At 67.8% G+C, this 17,512-nt stretch carries 15 protein-coding genes and 2 tRNA genes; 10 read left to right on the forward strand and 7 right to left on the reverse strand.

Features of this window, described 5'->3' with window-relative positions; translation table 11 throughout:
• Window positions 1-88 precede the first annotated feature (88 nt).
• From G6N31_RS03050 to G6N31_RS03065, 4 genes are all read right to left on the reverse strand, one after another.
• Window positions 89-1,429: a cytochrome P450 gene (locus G6N31_RS03050; RefSeq protein ID WP_098004612.1), complete on the reverse strand. Its 1,341-nt coding sequence runs from the start codon at window positions 1,427-1,429 to the stop codon at window positions 89-91.
• A 59-nt stretch (window positions 1,430-1,488) separates the two neighbouring features.
• A complete protein-coding gene (locus G6N31_RS03055) occupies window positions 1,489-3,480 on the reverse strand; it encodes a SpoIIE family protein phosphatase (RefSeq protein ID WP_098004584.1) in 1,992 nt (663 codons plus the stop codon).
• 41 nt (window positions 3,481-3,521) lie between these two features.
• Window positions 3,522-4,367, reverse strand: a complete 846-nt coding sequence (locus tag G6N31_RS03060) for an MlaE family ABC transporter permease (RefSeq protein ID WP_098004585.1) — start codon at window positions 4,365-4,367, stop codon at window positions 3,522-3,524.
• 244 nt (window positions 4,368-4,611) lie between these two features.
• Window positions 4,612-5,511 (reverse strand): oxygenase MpaB family protein, encoded by a 900-nt coding sequence (locus G6N31_RS03065; RefSeq protein ID WP_179964259.1) that lies wholly within the window; start codon window positions 5,509-5,511, stop codon window positions 4,612-4,614.
• Window positions 5,512-5,640: 129 nt separating this feature from the next.
• Between G6N31_RS03065 and G6N31_RS03070 the strand changes: the two genes are divergently transcribed.
• On the forward strand, window positions 5,641-6,474 hold the full coding sequence (locus G6N31_RS03070) for a GNAT family N-acetyltransferase (RefSeq protein ID WP_163722016.1): 834 nt from the start codon (window positions 5,641-5,643) through the stop codon (window positions 6,472-6,474).
• An 814-nt stretch (window positions 6,475-7,288) separates the two neighbouring features.
• Here G6N31_RS03070 and G6N31_RS03075 read toward each other — a convergent pair.
• A tRNA-Gly gene (locus tag G6N31_RS03075) sits at window positions 7,289-7,362 on the reverse strand.
• Between the two features lie 144 nt (window positions 7,363-7,506).
• On the opposite strand from G6N31_RS03075, the gene G6N31_RS03080 reads away from it, so the two are divergent.
• The 4 genes from G6N31_RS03080 (at window position 7,507) to clpP2 (ending at window position 10,429) form a co-directional block, all read left to right on the forward strand.
• Window positions 7,507-7,583 (forward strand) — tRNA-Pro (locus G6N31_RS03080).
• A gap of 51 nt (window positions 7,584-7,634) precedes the next feature.
• On the forward strand, window positions 7,635-9,071 hold the full coding sequence (tig, locus tag G6N31_RS03085) for a trigger factor (RefSeq protein WP_098004586.1): 1,437 nt from the start codon (window positions 7,635-7,637) through the stop codon (window positions 9,069-9,071).
• Between the two features lie 123 nt (window positions 9,072-9,194).
• Window positions 9,195-9,797 (forward strand): ATP-dependent Clp protease proteolytic subunit, encoded by a 603-nt coding sequence (locus tag G6N31_RS03090; RefSeq protein ID WP_163722421.1) that lies wholly within the window; start codon window positions 9,195-9,197, stop codon window positions 9,795-9,797.
• A complete protein-coding gene (gene clpP2, locus G6N31_RS03095) occupies window positions 9,794-10,429 on the forward strand; it encodes an ATP-dependent CLP protease proteolytic subunit ClpP2 (protein WP_098004588.1) in 636 nt (211 codons plus the stop codon). Before G6N31_RS03090 ends, clpP2 begins: the two co-directional genes overlap by 4 nt.
• Before the next feature lie 9 nt (window positions 10,430-10,438).
• On the opposite strand, the gene G6N31_RS03100 is transcribed toward clpP2, so the two are convergent.
• Window positions 10,439-10,882 carry a TIGR03618 family F420-dependent PPOX class oxidoreductase gene (locus G6N31_RS03100; RefSeq protein ID WP_098004615.1) on the reverse strand — a complete coding sequence of 148 codons (444 nt, stop codon included), beginning with the start codon at window positions 10,880-10,882 and terminating at the stop codon, window positions 10,439-10,441.
• Between the two features lie 121 nt (window positions 10,883-11,003).
• Here G6N31_RS03100 and G6N31_RS03105 point away from each other — a divergent pair, with 121 nt between their 5' ends.
• Window positions 11,004-11,294 (forward strand): hypothetical protein, encoded by a 291-nt coding sequence (locus tag G6N31_RS03105; RefSeq protein ID WP_098004589.1) that lies wholly within the window; start codon window positions 11,004-11,006, stop codon window positions 11,292-11,294.
• A gap of 294 nt (window positions 11,295-11,588) precedes the next feature.
• Window positions 11,589-12,869, forward strand: coding sequence for an ATP-dependent Clp protease ATP-binding subunit ClpX (gene clpX / locus G6N31_RS03110; RefSeq protein ID WP_098004590.1), 1,281 nt, complete (start codon window positions 11,589-11,591; stop codon window positions 12,867-12,869).
• A gap of 24 nt (window positions 12,870-12,893) precedes the next feature.
• On the opposite strand, the gene fdhD is transcribed toward clpX, so the two are convergent.
• Entirely contained in the window at window positions 12,894-13,718 is an 825-nt protein-coding gene (gene fdhD, locus G6N31_RS03115) for a formate dehydrogenase accessory sulfurtransferase FdhD (protein WP_098004591.1), read from the reverse strand.
• 52 nt (window positions 13,719-13,770) lie between these two features.
• On the opposite strand from fdhD, the gene G6N31_RS03120 reads away from it, so the two are divergent.
• The 3 genes from G6N31_RS03120 (at window position 13,771) to G6N31_RS03130 (ending at window position 17,469) form a co-directional block, all read left to right on the forward strand.
• Window positions 13,771-14,034 (forward strand): hypothetical protein, encoded by a 264-nt coding sequence (locus G6N31_RS03120; protein WP_098004592.1) that lies wholly within the window; start codon window positions 13,771-13,773, stop codon window positions 14,032-14,034.
• A 383-nt stretch (window positions 14,035-14,417) separates the two neighbouring features.
• Window positions 14,418-16,355, forward strand: coding sequence for a 2-oxoacid:acceptor oxidoreductase subunit alpha (locus G6N31_RS03125; protein ID WP_098004593.1), 1,938 nt, complete (start codon window positions 14,418-14,420; stop codon window positions 16,353-16,355).
• Between the two features lie 28 nt (window positions 16,356-16,383).
• Window positions 16,384-17,469, forward strand: coding sequence for a 2-oxoacid:ferredoxin oxidoreductase subunit beta (locus tag G6N31_RS03130; protein WP_098004594.1), 1,086 nt, complete (start codon window positions 16,384-16,386; stop codon window positions 17,467-17,469).
• The last annotated feature ends 43 nt before the right edge of the window (window positions 17,470-17,512 follow it).

The raw sequence follows: 17,512 nt of genomic DNA on the forward strand, positions 1-17,512 counted from the left end.
TCGTGCACACATCCTCCTCGGTCGCGGAGCCGGGTCCCCGTGCGGTTACCCCGCCGTGGCCGACATATCCCGATCGGAGCGAGTCAGTTCAGGCCGAGACCTCGGTGCGGCGCGACAGCGGTGCCACGTGAACCCGGGCGCCGTGGCGGGGGACGATGACCGGAGCGGCATGGGTGGCCGGGGAGTCGGGCCGCCGGTCGACGGGACGCAGTTCTGCTTCGGCGAGCATCGTGTGCAGGATCGTGGTGAGCTCACACATCGAGAAGCCGGCGCCGATGCAGCGTTTGAGTCCACCACCGAACGGCACCCAGCCGTAGGGGTCGGGGCGCGCACCGACGAAACGTTCGGGGTCGAACGTATCCGGATCGCGGTAGGTCTGCGGGTCGCGGTTGATGGCGTCGAGCAGAAGCACGATGCGTGTCCCGGCCGGCAGCGTGTAGTCGCCGAGCCGGTACTTCTGCGCGGTCATCCGACCCGTGAGGGGCGCCGGAGGGCGCAGCCGCAGCGTCTCGTTGATCACCGCCTCGGTGTACTCGGTACGGCCGGTGCCGATCTCGGCGCGCACCCGGTCCTGTACGCCGGGGTGATGTGCGAGCAGGTCCACCAGCCACGCCAGGGTGGTGGCCGTGGTCTCGTGCCCGGCGAGCATCAACGTGATGACGTCGTCACGAATTTCGTCGTCCGACAGCCCGTCGCCGTCTTCGGACCGTGCGTCGACGAGCATGCCCAGCACGTCGGTGGCGCGAGGGGGGTCCGTGGCCGCGCGGCGTCGCGCGATGAGGGGGCGCACGACCTGGTCGATCCTGCGGGTGAGGTCGGCCAGGGTGCCCCACGAGCGCAGCGCGCCGAGCCTGCGAGCCGCGTAGCGGATCGGTGTCTCGGGCGAGAGCGCCAACTCGAGCAGTTCGGCGAACGGCGCCCCCAGCCGCTCGATCTCGGCGGTCTCGGTCGCCCCGAAGATCACCTGCACGATCACCTCGAGCGTCAGCTCACGACCCGCGTCGAGCATGCGCACGGGTGATCCGGTCGGCCAGGACGCCATCGCGGCGCGAGTCGCCGCTTCGATCGCCGGGACGTAACCGCGCAGGGCGTCACCGTGCAGCGGCGGGGTGAGCAGCTTGCGCCGGCGCAGGTGCTCGGGCTCTTCCAGCACGAACATCGAGCGGCGACCGTAGATCGCGGCGGCCGGCCCGACGCCCTCGCCGCCGAGCAACACGTCGGGTTTGGCGGTGAAGACCTGCTTGGCCAGCGCCGGGTCGGCGACCGCGACGACGCGGCCGTATCCGAGGACGGGCAGCGCGACGACCGGGCCGTACCGGTGCACCAGCCGGCGCACCAGCGGCTGACCGCCGACGCCGTAGGCCGCGGCGTACAGGCCGCCGAACAGCGGGGACATCAGCGGCGGAGACGGCAGACTCGGCGGGTGCATGACCGTCACCATGACACGTCCGGACGGGGCGCAAAGGGCAGTTCGGCGCGACTCGGCGGTCACGGGTCCCGGCGCAGGGCGACTGCGGTCACGTCGTCGCGATCCAGCGTCTCCTCGGCTTGTGCGCACAGCGCCTCGATCAGCGTCTGCGTGCTGACGGGACCGAGCTCTCGGACACACGTGGAGATCGCGCTGTGCAGGTCGTCGACCGTTCCGCCAGACAGGTCCATCAGCCCGTCACTGACCAACAGCAATCCGTCGCCGGGCTGTAGAGTTCCTCGCCGCTCATGCCAGAGCGATTCCAGCCCCAGCGGCAGGTCTTCGGACGCCAACCGCTCCACCCGGCCCGAGCTGCCACGGAGGATGAAGTGCAGTCCGTGGCCGGCGTCGACGAAGCGGAACTCGCCGGACGTCAGATCGGCGAGCACGTAGGTCAGGGTGACGAACGCGGCGGTGCGGCTCAGGTCGTTGTCCAGCACGTGCGCGGCGTGGGCGACGGCTCGATCCGGGCTGGTTTCGAAGGTGTTGGAGCGCAGGGCCGCTCGCGTCGCCGCGGCCAACATGCCGGCGCCCATGCCCTTGCCCATCACGTCGCCGAGGCTGATCACAGCGTGGGGGAGGCGCAGTCGGATGTCGTAGAAGTCCCCGCCCACCTGCCGGGCGGGGGCCGACACCGCCCCGATGCTCCACCCCGGCATGACGGGCAGCTCTTCGGGCAGGAGCGCGCGCTGCACCTCACCGGCCCGTTCGAGCTCGGCCTGTTCCAGGCGCCGGACGCGAAGCGCTTCGGTGACGTCCTGGAAGTGCAGTGCGAACACCGGGTGCCCGGTGAGGTGGTCGGCGACGGCGGCGACGCTGACGTCGAGGTGGCGCTCGCTGTCCGTGGTCAGCGACAAACGGGCGTTGCCCCCGGCGAGCCGGTTCATCACCGCCGCAAGTGCCGCGGTCGCGTCGACTCCCAGCAGATCCTCGAGCCCCGTGACGCCCTGGCGAAGGCGCGGCAAGATCGCCGCCGCGGACGCGTTGTGCTTCTGGACTCTCCAGGCCCCCGCCTGGAGAATGACCATGAGCTGGCCCGCGACCGATGCGTCGAAGTTGGTGCGGAACAGTCCCTCGCTGCGCGCCAGACGGTTGGCGGTCTCGCGCTCGAGACCCACCGTCAGCGACAGCGAGATCAGGACGGTCACCAGTGTCAGCTCGAAGACCTGCAGCAGGATGCTCCCGGCCTCCGGGCCCAGCCGGTCGAACGCGAAGATCCCGCGGCCGCGGGCGCTGCCATAGGAGCCGATCACGGCGACCATCAAGATCTGCAGCAGCAACTGCCGGGTGGTCAACCGCGTCGCCGCCCATACCAGCGGAACGAAGAGCAAAAACGACACCGGCAGGTCATCGGTGATCAGGAACACGTAGGCGGTGACCGCCAGTGTCAGGGCCACTTGCATGAGCGTCTCGAGGCGCCCGGCCAGGCGGCTGTGCGGTTGCAGACCCATGAACAGGGGAGTGACCAGCAGGATGCCGGCCGCGTGTTTCGGCGCCGCCGTCACCAACCAGGTCACCGCCTCCGCGCGGCCGCTGAGCACCAGGTGGGCGGCGGTTGCGACGAGGTCGTAGACGACTGCGGCGGCAAAGGCTGCGAGCAGGAGGCGCGAGAAGTCACCGAGGGTCACCAGCGACGGGAACGTGTCCGACCGACCCCGCAGGATCAGCGCTCCCACCACCATCTCGACGGCTGCGGCCACCGACAGGGAGATCGCCAACGGAAGCGGCCGGTCGGCCCACAATTGCGGGGGCAGGGTGACAAGACACACCGCGGGTGCCAGCAACCAGAGATAGCGCCGCGGGAAGCGCAGTGCGAGACCCAGCGCGATTCCCGCCGCGGGCCACCACGCGCTGAACGACTGCGCCGCGGGCCGCGTCGCGAGCGACAGCCACCCCAGCAGCAGCACCGCCAGCAGGGCGGCGAAGAACAGCGTGGCCGCGCTCAGCGCGCCCGGGGGAAGACGGTCCCGCAGCAAACCCGGCGGCCACCACTCCCCCCGATTTCCGCGCATGTGATCACTATCGCATCGCCGGTGGCGCAGACGCCGCCGCTTCAGCCCGCCAAGTTGAAGTTGCCGCCCGATCCGTACACCGCGAGCGAGACGACCAGCGTGACCGAGACGACCACGACGAGTGACGTGCGGACCGCATCCCCCGTCGCCACCCCGACCCCGGCAGGCCCGCCGGTGGTGTAGAAGCCGAAATAGGTGTGGATCAACAGGATGGCCACCGCCATCAGGACGGCTTGGGCGAAGGACCACAACAGGTCGATCGGGCTCAGGAAAGTCGCGAAGTAGTGATCGTAAAGACCTCGCGACTGTCCCAGCAGCAACACTGTGGTGTATTGGCTGGCCAGAAACGACAGAATCACGGCGATCGAATAGAGCGGCGTGATCGCGACCAGACCGGCGATCAGCCTGGTGCTGACCAGGAACGAGATCGGGCGTATCGCCATCGCTTCCAGCGCGTCGATCTCCTCGTTGGTCCGCATGGCACCCAGTTGTGCGGTCACGCCGGCGCCGAAGGTCGCCGCCAGGCCGATACCGGCGACGACGGGAGCCGAGATCCGGACGTTGATGAAGGCCGCCAGGAAACCGGTCAGAGCCTCGATGCCGATGTCGCCCAGCGAGCTGTAGCCCTGCACCGCCAGCGTCCCACCGGTAGCCAGCGTCAAGAAGCCGACGATGACAAGCGTTCCACCGATCATCGCCAGCGTCCCCGCGCCCATGCTGATCTCGGCGATCAGCCGCAGAATGTCCTGACGGTAGAACCGCAGGGCATAGGGAATGCCTGCGGCGGTCCGGACGTAGAACAACGCCATGTCGCCGATGCGACCCAGGACGTCGATGGGCCTTTCGAGTTCGCGGACAAGCCGTGGATAGAGCGCGCGGTGCGTCATGGCGACTCAAGACCGCTCGTCACATCGTCACCGACCCTCCGTGGACACCGCCCAGCCGTGGTGTCGACCTGGGCGGTTCGGTCCGACGGTGCCCGGTCGCGCAGTGCCCCGATAGGGTCTTTGGGCTCAGCGATACAGGTCTCAGGACACCGCGGCGGTCCCGGGCGCCGGATGCGGCCGTATTCCGCGAACACCGAAGCAGGTCACCGCAAAGCGATGCCGGCAACCGGACGCCGCGATCACGTCACCGTGCTACTGAGGCTGATCTTCCGGGAGCGTGCTCTTCCTGACCGGCCGTCATCACCCACCGGATCCCGCCGACAAGCACCCGCCCCGCCGCCCGCACCGCCGTTGCTTCCAGGGGCGGGAAGTACGGCAGCCACAGGGGCTTTCGTGCCCACGCCGGCAACATCGCCACCGCGGTGGCGGCCAGCACCGCGTACGGTGCGCGTGCCGGCAACGGCAAGGGTGGCGTCAACAACAAGAACCGCGCGGCATCGCGGGCGGCAGCGGTGCCGCGCAGCTCCGGTCGATATGCGTTGATCCGCTCGCGCAACTCGCCCTCGTTGCGGGGTGGGTCGAGCACTCCCAGAGCGGTGGCGACGCGGGCGGTGTCGGCGACGTAGGCGTCGCGGCCGGCCTGGTCCAGCGGCTGGGCCCCGTAGAGCTGGTGCGCCAGGAGGAAGCTGTCGATCTCAGCGATGTGCACCCATTCCAGAAGGTGGGGATCGCCGGCTTCATACGGAGTGCCATCCGGCGCCACCCCGCGCACGCGGCGGTGGATGCCGCGGACCTTGTCGACGGCCCGCTGCGCATCGGCGTGCGGCCCGAAGGTCGTCACCGCGAGGAAAGTGCTGGTGCGTTGCAGACGTCCCCACGGATCGGCGCGGTAGTCAGAGTGGGCGGCGACGCCCGCCATCGCCAAGGGGTGCAGGGACTGCAGCAGCAACGCGCGCAGTCCTCCGACGAACATCGACGCGTCGGCGTGCACGCGCCGGATCGGGCGGTCCTCGGCGAACCAGCGAGGACCCGGTGTGTCGTGAATTCGTGCGCGGTTGTCCGGCCCGTCGGGGCCCGCGACCATCCCGAACACCGCACGGCCCAAGCCGCCCCTGATCGCAGCCACTTCCCGCGCCAGCACCATGTGCTCGACGGTACGTGGCCCGCGGGGAACGTCGCTTGGCGTGGTGCACCCGCCTGAGGATCCGCCGCGTCGCCCCACAGGTACGAAAACGACTTCGTCAGCGGACCCAACAGGGAACACAATGCTCCCGTGACCAATCCGCCCGTGTTCTGCAGCACCGAGCTGGGGGCCCGCATAGAGGCTGCTGAAGCCGAGCTGATCGTCGCGGCCACCGAGGCGGCACGCGACCGCGGTGGGTGGGGAGTGGCGATGCCCTTGGCCGGCGGTTTCGCCTGCGCCGCGGCGCCCGGCTCTCCGATGAACAAAGTCGTCGGCCTGGGTTTCGGCGGGACACCTGACGCGGCGTGCCTGGACGAGGTGGAGCGCACCCTCGCCGGAATGCAGGTGCCTGTGCAGGTCGAGCTGTCCAACCTCGCCGATCCCGAGGTGGCGCACACGCTGACAATTCGTGGCTACCGGCTGGTCGGCTTCGAGAACGTGCTCGGGCTTCTGCTGCCCTCGGAGCGCGCAGCCGGGTACGGCGTGACCGTCCGCCGATGCGAATCGGCAGAACTCGAGGTGTGGGCGGACGCCGTCGTCGACGGTTTCGCCCACCCCGATGACGTCGGTGTGCCGAGCCATGAAGACTTTCCGCGCGACATCGTCCAGGCAGCCGTCCGCGATGTCGAAAAGGCCGGCGCCGTCGCTTATCTCGCTCTGTGTGGCGATGCCGTCGCCGGAGGCGCAAGCATGCGCACCACCCACGGCGTCGCGCAGCTGACCGGTGCCGCCACCGTTCCCGGCTTCCGGCGGCGGGGAGTTCAGACCGCCCTGCTCGCCGCCCGCCTCGACGACGCCGCGGCTGCCGGTTGCGACATCGCCGTGGTGACGACTGCTCCCGGGTCGACGTCGCAGAAGAATGTTCAGCGCTTCGGGTTCCACCTTCTCTACACGCGCGCAGTGTTGGTGAGGGACCCGGTTTAACGTGATCCCCTCCGACCCGCCGTGACCGCCGTCCGCCAGCCGGCCACGACTACAACAAGCCGCGTGGGATCGGCGCCGGCAGCTGGATCGGTGGATGTCGGCAGGCAAGCCGACCTCGCGGATCGGGGCGGGCAGGGACACCGGCGGCACCGAGGACGGGAACTCGACTCTGGGGATGTCCGCCGGCAGCTCGACGACCGGGACGTCGGCGGGGTAGGGGAACGGCGGCAACCCGGCCGGGATCGGCAGCACCGGCAGCGGTAGCCCCGGAATGGCCGGTGCCGGGATTCCCGGAGGGCCGGGATCGAATTGCTCGGGCGCAGCCGCCGCCGGTCCGACCCCCAGAGCGGTGACGGTAAGTCCCAGTACCACGGCGCTGATCACCGACCGGCGGGTGCGCCCCATGTCGTCACGATAGCCCTGCCGACAATGCTCTTCGACACTGATTGCACGACAACAAAGTTCGCGTGCCATACGAGCCAGGACCTGCCGCCGTGGTCGCCACAACCGGCCTGATCTCAGGTGAATGACGTGGGGCACGCCGTTTGGCAACCAGCTGCGGCAGGCGTCCGAGGCCTCGGCGTCCAATTGGAATCCGAGAATGCGCCTGCCACGGCGAACCGCCGCCGCGAGTCACCAATCCCGCATGCGACCTCCTGGTCGCACCACCCATCCCAGGCGTCAGCTATGGACCAGATACCTCAGAACAGGCTTCTGGGGCGGTGGAATGACCCTGGGGCGGATTTCAGGCGGGAGGCAGCGGGCCACCGAAAGAGCCGTTCAACAGCAAAAACGCCCCTACCGGGGCGTTTGATGGAGCGGGCGACGGGAATCGAACCCGCGTAGCTAGTTTGGAAGACTAGGGCTCTACCATTGAGCTACGCCCGCATGCGCTGCCGGACGACAGTACCGGCAGACTGTACCGGGCCGACCCAACTCAAATCCAGTCGAGGTCTGCACCCGGCTGGATATGGCTTCGCGGTGGTCAGGCCGTAGTATCGCCGGTGGTCTGGCGCTGCCCGCAGCGACGACCGGGGTGTAGCGCAGCTTGGTAGCGCATCCGCTTTGGGAGCGGAAGGCCGCAGGTTCAAATCCTGTCACCCCGACCAGAACACCCACCCGTACGCACAGACATCAGACAGGCATAGAGGAGTGACAACGTGAAGAGCACCGTCGAGAAGTTGAGCCCGACCCGGGTTCGCATCAACGTGGAGGTGCCCTTCACCGAACTCGAACCGGAGATTGACAAGGCGTTCAAGCAGCTGGCCAAGCAGGTCCGTCTGCCCGGGTTCCGCCCGGGCAAGGCGCCGCGCAAGCTGCTCGAGGCGCGTGTCGGCCGGGGCGCGGTGCTCGAGCAGGTCGTCAACGACGCGCTGCCCGGCCGCTACAGCGAGGCGGTGGCGTCGTCGTCCCTGCAGCCCCTCGGCCAGCCCGAGATCGAGATCACCAAGCTCGAGGACAACGACGAGCTGGTGTTCACCGCCGAGGTCGACATCCGGCCCGAGATCGAGCTGCCGGACCTGTCGGCGCTGAAGATCACCGTCGACCCGATCACCGTCTCCGACGAGGACGTCGACGCCGAGCTCACGTCCCTGCAGGAGCGCTTCGGCACCCTGACCGGGGTGGACCGCGCCGCCGAGAACGGCGACTTCGTCTCGATCGACCTGTCGGCGACTGTCAACGGTCAGGACGTGCCGGAAGCCACCACCGAGGGCCTGTCCCACGAGGTCGGCTCCGGTCAGCTCATCGAGGGCCTCGACGAGGCGATCGTCGGTCTGAAGGAAGACGAGAGCAAGGTGTTCACCACCAAGCTCGTCGCCGGTGAGCACGCCGGCCAGGACGCCGAGGTGACGGTGACCGTCCGATCGGTCAAGGTCCGCGAGCTGCCCGAGCTGGACGACGAGTTCGCGCAGCTGGCAAGCGAATTCGACACCATCGACGAGCTCAAGGCCGATCTGCGCGAGAAGGTCGCCCGGACCAAGCGCGTCCAGCAGGCCGAGGAGATCCGCGACAAGGCCATCGAGGAGCTGCTGGCCCAGACCGAGGTCCCGTTGCCCGAGAAGGTGGTGCAGGCCCAGATCGACGACACCCTGCACAACGCGATCCACAGCCTCGACCACGACGAGGAGAAGTTCGCCGAGGCGCTCGCCGAGCAGGGCAGCAGCCGTGACGAGTTCGACGCCGACAACCGCACCAACGCCGAGAAGGCGATCAAGACGCAGCTGGTCATGGACGCGATCGCCGACAAGCTCGACATCCAGGTCGGGCAGAACGATTTGACCGAGCGTCTGGTGCTGATGTCGCGGCAGTACGGCCTGGAGCCTCAGCAGTTGCTGCAGGTGCTGCAGCAGAACAACCAGCTGCCGGCGATGTTCGCCGATGTACGGCGCGGTCTGACCGTCGCGGCCGTGGTGCACGGTGCGACCGTCACCGACACCGACGGCACCGAGATCGACACCGCCGAGTTCTTCGGCCCCTCGGGCGAGCAAGCGGACGCCGAGGGCGCCGCCGAGGAGGCTGTCGACGCAGCCGCCGAGGAGACGGCCGCCGAGGAGGCCGCGGCAGACGACGCCGCGGCTGACGACGACACCAAGTGATGCTGTGAGCGAACGCGCGCCGTCTGGGGACTCCCGGGCGGGGCGGGTTCGTTAGTGTCTTTCGTAAGACCGGTCACCGCGTCGGAAGTAGACATAGAAAGCAGGTATCCAGTCGTGACTGACATGCGTGGCGCCTCATCGGGCCTCAACCTTGTCGACTCGGTGTATGAGCGGTTGCTGGCCGAGCGGATTATTTTCCTGGGCTCCCAGGTCGACGACGACATCGCGAATCGCATCTGCGCGCAGATCCTTCTGTTGTCGGCCGAGGATCCGTCCAAGGACATTCACCTCTACATCAACTCACCCGGCGGCTCGATCAGCGCCGGGATGGCGATCTACGACACGATGGTGCTCGCACCGTGCGACGTCGCGACCTATGCGATGGGCATGGCGGCGTCCATGGGTGAGTTCCTGCTCGCCGCGGGCACCAAGGGCAAGCGGTACGCGCTGCCGCACGCACGCATCCTGATGCACCAGCCGCTCGGTGGGATCACCGGTGGAGCGGCGGATATCGCGATCCAGGCCGAGCAGTTCGCGTCGATCAAGAAGGAGATGTTCCGGCTGAACGCCGAGTTCACCGGGCAGACGATCGAGCGGATCGAAGCCGACTCCGACCGCGACCGCTGGTTCACGGCGCAGGAGGCGCTCGAGTACGGCTTCGTCGACCACATCATCACCAGCGTGACCATCAACGGCTCAGGACCAGGAGCAGGACTCGACAAATGAACCCGAACACGCAGCCTCAAGCGCGCTACATCCTGCCGTCGTTCATCGAGCACTCGAGCTTCGGTGTCAAGGAGTCCAACCCGTACAACAAGCTGTTCGAGGAACGCATCATCTTCCTCGGCGTGCAGGTCGACGACGCCTCGGCCAACGACATCATGGCCCAGTTGCTGGTGCTCGAGTCGCTGGATCCGGACCGCGACATCACGATGTACATCAACTCGCCGGGCGGCTCGTTCACCTCGCTGATGGCGATCTACGACACCATGCAGTACGTGCGGGCCGACATCCAGACCGTGTGCCTCGGACAGGCCGCGTCGGCGGCGGCGGTGCTGCTGGCCGCGGGCACGCCGGGGAAGCGGCTGGCGTTGCCCAACGCGCGCATCCTCATCCACCAGCCTGCGCTGGGCGGCGTGATCCAGGGTCAGTTCTCCGATCTGGAGATCCAGGCCGCGGAGATCGAGCGGATGCGCACGCTGATGGAGGAGACGCTGGCCCGTCACACGGGTAAGGATGCCGCGATCATCCGCAAGGACACCGATCGCGACAAGATCCTCACCGCCGAGGCGGCCAAGGATTACGGGATCATCGACACGGTGCTGGAGTACCGCAAGCTGTCGGCCCAGAAGAGCTGACCCGGTCGCTCAACCGTTGCTGTAGATCCTGGTCGGATTGATCAGGACGGCGGTGCGACGCTGTTCGCGCATCACCCGGTCGTAGGTGTCCCAGTCGTCGTGGGTGCCGCCGGCGGCGGTGAAGATGTCGCGCAGTAACCGCGCCAGCGCGTCGTCGGAGTCGAGCCACGGCTGCGGGTCGTCGGGTCCGGCCAGGTCGGCGCTGCCCTCGACCGCGGCCCACTGCCAGCCGCTGCGGAACGTCGCGGTGATCTGGGGCCTGGCCCGCAGGTTGGCGAGCTTGATCCGCCCGTAGGTGACGAAACCCAGGGCCGGTGCGCCGGTGCCCGGGTGCGGCAGTGGCCCGGCATTGATCAGTGACGACTGGATGGTCTGGTCCGCGCGCAGCGTCGACACCACGGCCAGGCCGCTGTCGTCGGCAGCCAAGGCGAAAGCCTCCGCGAGTGTGGTCATGTCCGTCATGTCCGAAGCCTACGAGCGGTGCGTGCCGGCAAAGTTTGCGAAACCGGGTCGAGGTGACGCACTGCCATGTCACGCTGATAATCGACCTAGCCGTCAGTTATCAGGGGGCGCTGTGAAGAACCATCGAATCGTCATCTCCGCGCTGTCTGCCGCGGCGGTGGGGGCAGCCATCCACCTGGCGGCGGCGCCCGCCCAGGCGCAGGAGCCGGTATGCCCGGAGGGCACTTACTGGAACGCCGCGCTCGCAGCCTGCGTCGACGTCGACGTCTACGTGAATCCGCCGAACCCCGTCGTCGGACCGGCGGGCCCCATCGGGGTCGGTGGGGTGGTCGGCCCGGCGGGACCCGGCCCCGTCGGTCCCGGGCCGGCGGGTCCCGGCCCCGCAGGTCCAGGGCCCCGCTGAACAGCGGTAACCGATCACCGCGCCGCGTGCGCAGACGTTGTCGCACGCTTGGGTACTCTCGGTCGGGTAACGGCGGCGACACGCCAGAGACACGGTGGTGCGTTCCAGGGCCATCCCGGGTAGATCAGGCGATATGTTGGCGCAACCACAGCTGAATACCACCCACGCGATTCGGCTTTATCGGTCGCACAGCGACGGAGACAGCGGGTAGCGTCGGGACTACCCTTCACGGTCCCGGTGCACCTCACCGACAGACGGACCATCGACGGCGACAGGAAGTAGGACCCCAGCACCATGGCACGCATTGGAGATGGCGGCGACCTGCTGAAGTGCTCGTTCTGCGGCAAGAGCCAAAAGCAGGTGAAGAAGCTCATCGCCGGACCGGGCGTCTACATCTGCGACGAGTGCATTGATCTGTGCAACGAGATCATCGAAGAAGAGCTGGCCGACGCCGACGACGTCAAGCTCGACGAGCTGCCCAAGCCCGCCGAGATCCGGGAGTTCCTCGAGGGTTATGTCATCGGCCAGGACACGGCCAAGCGCACGCTGGCGGTGGCGGTCTACAACCACTACAAGCGCATCCAGGCGGGGGAGAAGTCGCGCGATTCCCGCTCCGAGCCCGTCGAGCTCGCCAAGTCCAACATCCTGATGCTCGGGCCCACCGGTTGCGGCAAGACCTACCTGGCGCAGACGCTGGCCAAGATGCTCAACGTGCCGTTCGCGATCGCCGACGCGACCGCGCTGACCGAGGCCGGCTACGTCGGTGAGGACGTCGAGAACATCCTGCTCAAGCTGATCCAGGCGGCCGACTACGACGTCAAGCGCGCCGAGACCGGCATCATCTACATCGACGAGGTCGACAAGATCGCCCGCAAGAGCGAGAACCCGTCGATCACCCGCGACGTCTCCGGCGAGGGTGTCCAGCAGGCGCTGCTGAAGATCCTGGAGGGCACCCAGGCCTCGGTGCCGCCGCAGGGTGGACGTAAGCATCCGCATCAGGAGTTCATCCAGATCGACACCACCAACGTGCTGTTCATCGTCGCGGGCGCGTTCGCCGGTCTGGAGAAGATCGTCTCCGACCGGGTCGGCAAGCGCGGCCTGGGGTTCGGCGCAGAGGTGCACTCCAAGGCCGACATCGACACCGCCGACCATTTCGCCGAGGTCATGCCCGAGGACCTGATCAAGTTCGGTCTGATCCCGGAGTTCATCGGCCGCCTGCCGGTGGTCGCGTCGGTGACCAACCTGGACAAGGACTCGCTGGTCCAGATCCTGTCCCAGCCGAAGAACGCTCTGGTCAAGCAGTACACCCGGCTGTTCGAGATGGACGGTGTGGAACTGGAGTTCGCCGACGAGGCGCTGGAGGCGATCGCCGACCAGGCCATTCACCGCGGCACCGGTGCCCGCGGCCTGCGCGCCATCATGGAGGAAGTGCTGCTGCCGGTGATGTATGACATCCCCAGCCGCGACGACGTCGCCAAGGTGGTCGTCACGCGGGAGACCGTCGAGGACAACGTGCTGCCGACGATCGTCCCGCGCAAGCCGTCGCGCAACGAGCGCCGCGAAAAATCCGCCTGACGCCTGCTGCTCTGTCCGGCGCAGCTATCCCGTGACGCGGTCGGGGCGGCTGTAGACGTTCATCGACTCACCGCGCAGGAACGCCACCAGCGTGACCCCGGACTGGCCGGCGAGATCGACGGCCAGCGAGGACGGCGCCGACACCGCGGCCAGGATCGGGATGCCGGCCATCACCGCTTTCTGGGTGAGTTCGAACGAGGCGCGGCCACTGACCAGCAGCACCGTGCCCGTCGACGGGATCCGCTGCTGTTCCAGCGCCCAGCCGATCACCTTGTCCACGGCGTTGTGCCGGCCGATGTCCTCCCGCACCACCAGCGCCGTCCCGTCTGAGTCGAACAGCGCGGCACCGTGCAGCCCGCCCGTCGCCGCGAACACCTTCTGCGCCTCGCGCAACTTGTCGGGCAGCGCGGACAGCGTCTCGACGTCCACCGTCGACGGGTCGTCCCCCGGGGCATGGCGACTGATCAGCCGGACGGCGTCCAGCGACGCCTTGCCGCACACCCCGCAGGAGGACGTGGTGTAGAAGTTGCGGGTCGGGTCCACCGCCGGCGGCGGCACCGAGGGCGCCAGCGTCACGTCGAGGACGTTGTAGCTGTTGGCCCCGTCGTCGCCGGCGCCCCGGCAGTAGCGCACCGACGCGATGTCTTCACGACGCGCGATCACGCCCTCGGTGAGCAGAAACCCCTGCGTCAGCTCCACATCCGAGCCCGGGGTTCGCATGGTCACCGTCACCGGGGCACCGTTGACACGGATCTCGAGCGGTTCCTCCACGACGAGGGTGTCGGGCCGGGCCACCGCCTCTGCCGCGGTCACATGGTGCACGCGCCGACGTGTCGTCACCCGCCCCATCTAGCGGCCCTCGCGGGCGGCAGAGGGACCTGAGACGAAGCTGCGGACGGACATGCTGTCCATTGTGGTGGTGCGGCGCCGGGCTGACGAATGTTCATGGACCCGACACCGCGATGTGACCACGGTCGCGCAGCCGGCAACCCCCGCACGCGGCACAATGGAGGCCATGGAGCCCGCCCTCGACTCATCGGCGAACGTGCCGGTCTGGCGCGATCCGCTGTCGGCCGGATGGCGCGCCCACCGCGGCCTGCTGCTGCTGCGCCTGCGGTGGCACGAGCGGCGAGCCGCCGGCGGCGACGAGCGCGGCTCCGGCTGAGATTTGCCGGTGCGTGCTGCGTTCGTCCGCGGCAGGCATCGTCTGCACGCCTGCGACCTGCTGCGAAAGTGCTAGCTGACGGCTACTGGCAAGTAACCTTTCCTGAGAAATCTGAGTTCGCTCGCCGTGTCGCACAAACGTGACGAGAAACACACTTCTGTCTCATTGTGCTGGTCGGGATAGCCACTGAACAGTGTGTTTGGGGTGCGCTCACCTGTCTCGAGAGGGCGCGTCCGGTATAGGCCAGCCTCAGAGAAGTGCCATAATCGGTACTGGCAGTGACACCAAACTCTGGTGCAGGTCCAACGACGGCGTGTCGCAGAGTTGGCGACCCGGTGGACACTTGCCAAGACTTGAGCCGAGCAGCAACGGAAGGCAGGCGAGTGGGAGACAACGGCGGCGCGGCCGGGACGCCCCGGCAGAAGCTGGAAAAGGTGGTCATCCGCTTCGCCGGTGACTCCGGCGACGGTATGCAGCTCACCGGTGACCGGTTCACCTCCGAAGCGGCGCTGTTCGGCAACGACCTTGCCACCCAACCCAATTACCCGGCCGAGATTCGAGCCCCGCAGGGCACGCTGCCCGGCGTCTCGTCGTTCCAGATCCAGATCGCCGACTACGACATCCTCACCGCCGGCGACCGGCCCGATGTCCTGGTCGCGATGAACCCGGCCGCGCTGAAGGCGAACGTCTCCGATCTGCCGCGTGGCGGGCTGATCATCGCCAACTCCGACGAGTTCACCAAGCGCAACCTCGCCAAGGTCGGCTACGACGCCAACCCGCTGGAAACCGAGGAACTGTCCGACTACGTCGTCCAGGCGGTCGCGATGACCACGCTGACGCTGGGGGCGGTGGAGTCGATCGGCGCGAGCAAGAAGGACGGCCAGCGCGCGAAGAACATGTTCGCGTTGGGCCTGTTGTCGTGGATGTACGGCCGCGAGCTCGAGCACAGCGAGGCGTTCATCCGCGAGAAGTTCGCACGCAAGCCCGAGATCGCCGAGGCCAACGTGCTGGCGCTGAAGGCGGGCTGGAACTACGGCGAGACCACCGAGGCGTTCGGCACCACCTACGAGGTCGCGCCCGCCAAGCTCAAAACCGGTGAGTACCGCCAGATCTCGGGTAACACGGCACTGGCCTACGGCCTGGTGACGGCCGGTCAGCTGGCCGACCTGCAGGTGGTGCTCGGGACCTATCCGATCACCCCCGCATCGGACATCCTGCACGAGCTGTCCAAGCACAAGAACTTCAACATCATGACGTTCCAGGCCGAGGACGAGATCGCCGGCATCGGCGCGGCCATCGGCGCGTCCTACGGCGGCGCCCTCGGTGTCACCAGCACGTCGGGTCCGGGCATCTCGCTCAAGTCGGAGGCCATCGGGTTGGCCGTGATGACCGAACTGCCGTTGATCGTCATCGACGTGCAGCGCGGCGGCCCCTCGACGGGTCTGCCGACCAAGACCGAGCAGGCCGACCTGTTGCAGGCGATGTTCGGCCGCAACGGCGAGTCGCCCGTCGCGGTGCTGGCGCCACGCTCCCCGTCGGACTGCTTCGAGATCGCTGTGGAAGCTGCGCGGATCGCGATCAACTACCACACCCCGGTGATGATCCTGTCCGACGGTGCGATCGCCAACGGCTCGGAACCGTGGCGTATCCCTGACGTCAACAGCTACGAGGCCATCGAGCACACCTTCGCCAAGGAGGGGGAGCCGTTCGCCCCCTACGCGCGTGACCCCGAGACGCTGGCCCGCCAGTTCGCCGTCCCCGGCACCCCGGGCCTGGCCCATCGCATCGGTGGCCTGGAGTCGGCGAACGGATCGGGCAACATCTCCTACGAGCCGAAGAACCACGACCTGATGGTGCGGTTGCGGCAGGAGAAGGTCGCCGGAATCGCCGTGGCCGATCTCGAGGTCGACGACCCGACCGGCGATGCCGAGCTGCTCATGCTCGGCTGGGGCAGCAGCTACGGCCCGATCGGCGAAGCCTGCCGGCGTGCACGCCGGCAAGGCGTCAAGGTCGCCCACGCGCAGCTGCGTCACCTCAACCCGTTCCCGGCCAACCTCGGCGAAGTGCTGACCAAGTACTCAAAGGTCGTGGTGCCGGAGATGAACCTCGGTCAGCTGGCGTTACTGCTGCGGGGTCGCTACCTCGTCGACGTGCAGTCGGTGACCAAGGTGGAAGGCATGGCCTTCCTCGCCGACGAGGTCGAGGGCATCATCGATGCAGCGCTCGACGGGACGCTCGGTGACAAGGAAAACGAGAAAGCCAAGTTCGCGCGCCTGGCAGCGGCCACCGTCGAGGTGCCTGCCGCGACGGTAGACGCATGACCCACGAGCGCTTGCGGGAGGAGCCGAAATGACTGATGTGATCGGTCACGACCATCGAGACCTGGGCCTGACGCCGCTGAGCAAGACCGCTCTGGTCCCGACGACCGACCAGCCGCAGAAGGGCAAGGACTTCACCAGCGACCAGGAGGTGCGCTGGTGCCCCGGCTGCGGTGACTACGTCATCCTCAACACCATCCGCAACTTCTTGCCCGAGCTGGGATTGCGCCGCGAGAACATCGCGTTCGTCAGCGGGATCGGCTGCTCCAGCCGTTTCCCGTATTACCTGGAGACCTACGGTTTCCACTCGATCCACGGGCGCGCGCCGACGATCGCGACCGGTCTGGCGCTGGCGCGCCCCGACCTGTCGGTGTGGGTCGTCACCGGCGACGGCGACTCGCTGTCGATCGGCGGCAACCACCTGATCCACGCGCTGCGCCGCAACGTCAACATCACGATCCTGCTGTTCAACAACCGGATCTACGGGTTGACCAAGGGCCAGTACTCACCGACCTCCGAGGTCGGCAAGGTCACCAAGTCCACACCGATGGGCTCGCTGGATCATCCCTTCAACCCTGTGTCGTTGGCACTGGGGTCGGAGGCCACGTTCGTCGGGCGTGCGCTGGATTCCGACCGCAAGGGCCTGACCGAGGTGTTGCGCGCCGCTGCCGCGCACCGCGGCGCCGCGCTGGTCGAGATCCTGCAGGACTGCCCGATCTTCAACGACGGTTCGTTCGATGCGCTGCGCAAGGAGGGCGCCGAGGACCGCCTGATCAACCTCGCCCACGGTGAGCCGATCACCTTCGGCGCTGACGGCGGGTACTGCGTGGTCAAGTCCGGCTACGGGCTCGAGGTCGCCAAGACCGCCGACGTGTCCGCCGACCAGATCGTGATCCACGACGCGCACCTGGCGGATCCCGCATACGCCTTCGCGCTGTCCCGGTTGTCGGAGCAGAACCTCGACCACATGGTGATGGGCATCTTCCGCCAGGTCAGCAAGCCCACCTACGACGACGCCGCCCGCGACCAGATCGCTTCGGCACGCGACGCCAAACCGCACGACACGGCGGCGCTCCAGGCGCTCCTGCGCGGCAAAGACACGTGGACTGTCGACTGAGCAGCTGCCCTCGATGATGTGGCCGGTGGGTTAACGTCACCTT

The organism is Mycolicibacterium duvalii (assembly GCF_010726645.1).
Taxonomy (GTDB): Bacteria; Actinomycetota; Actinomycetes; order Mycobacteriales; family Mycobacteriaceae; genus Mycobacterium; species Mycobacterium duvalii.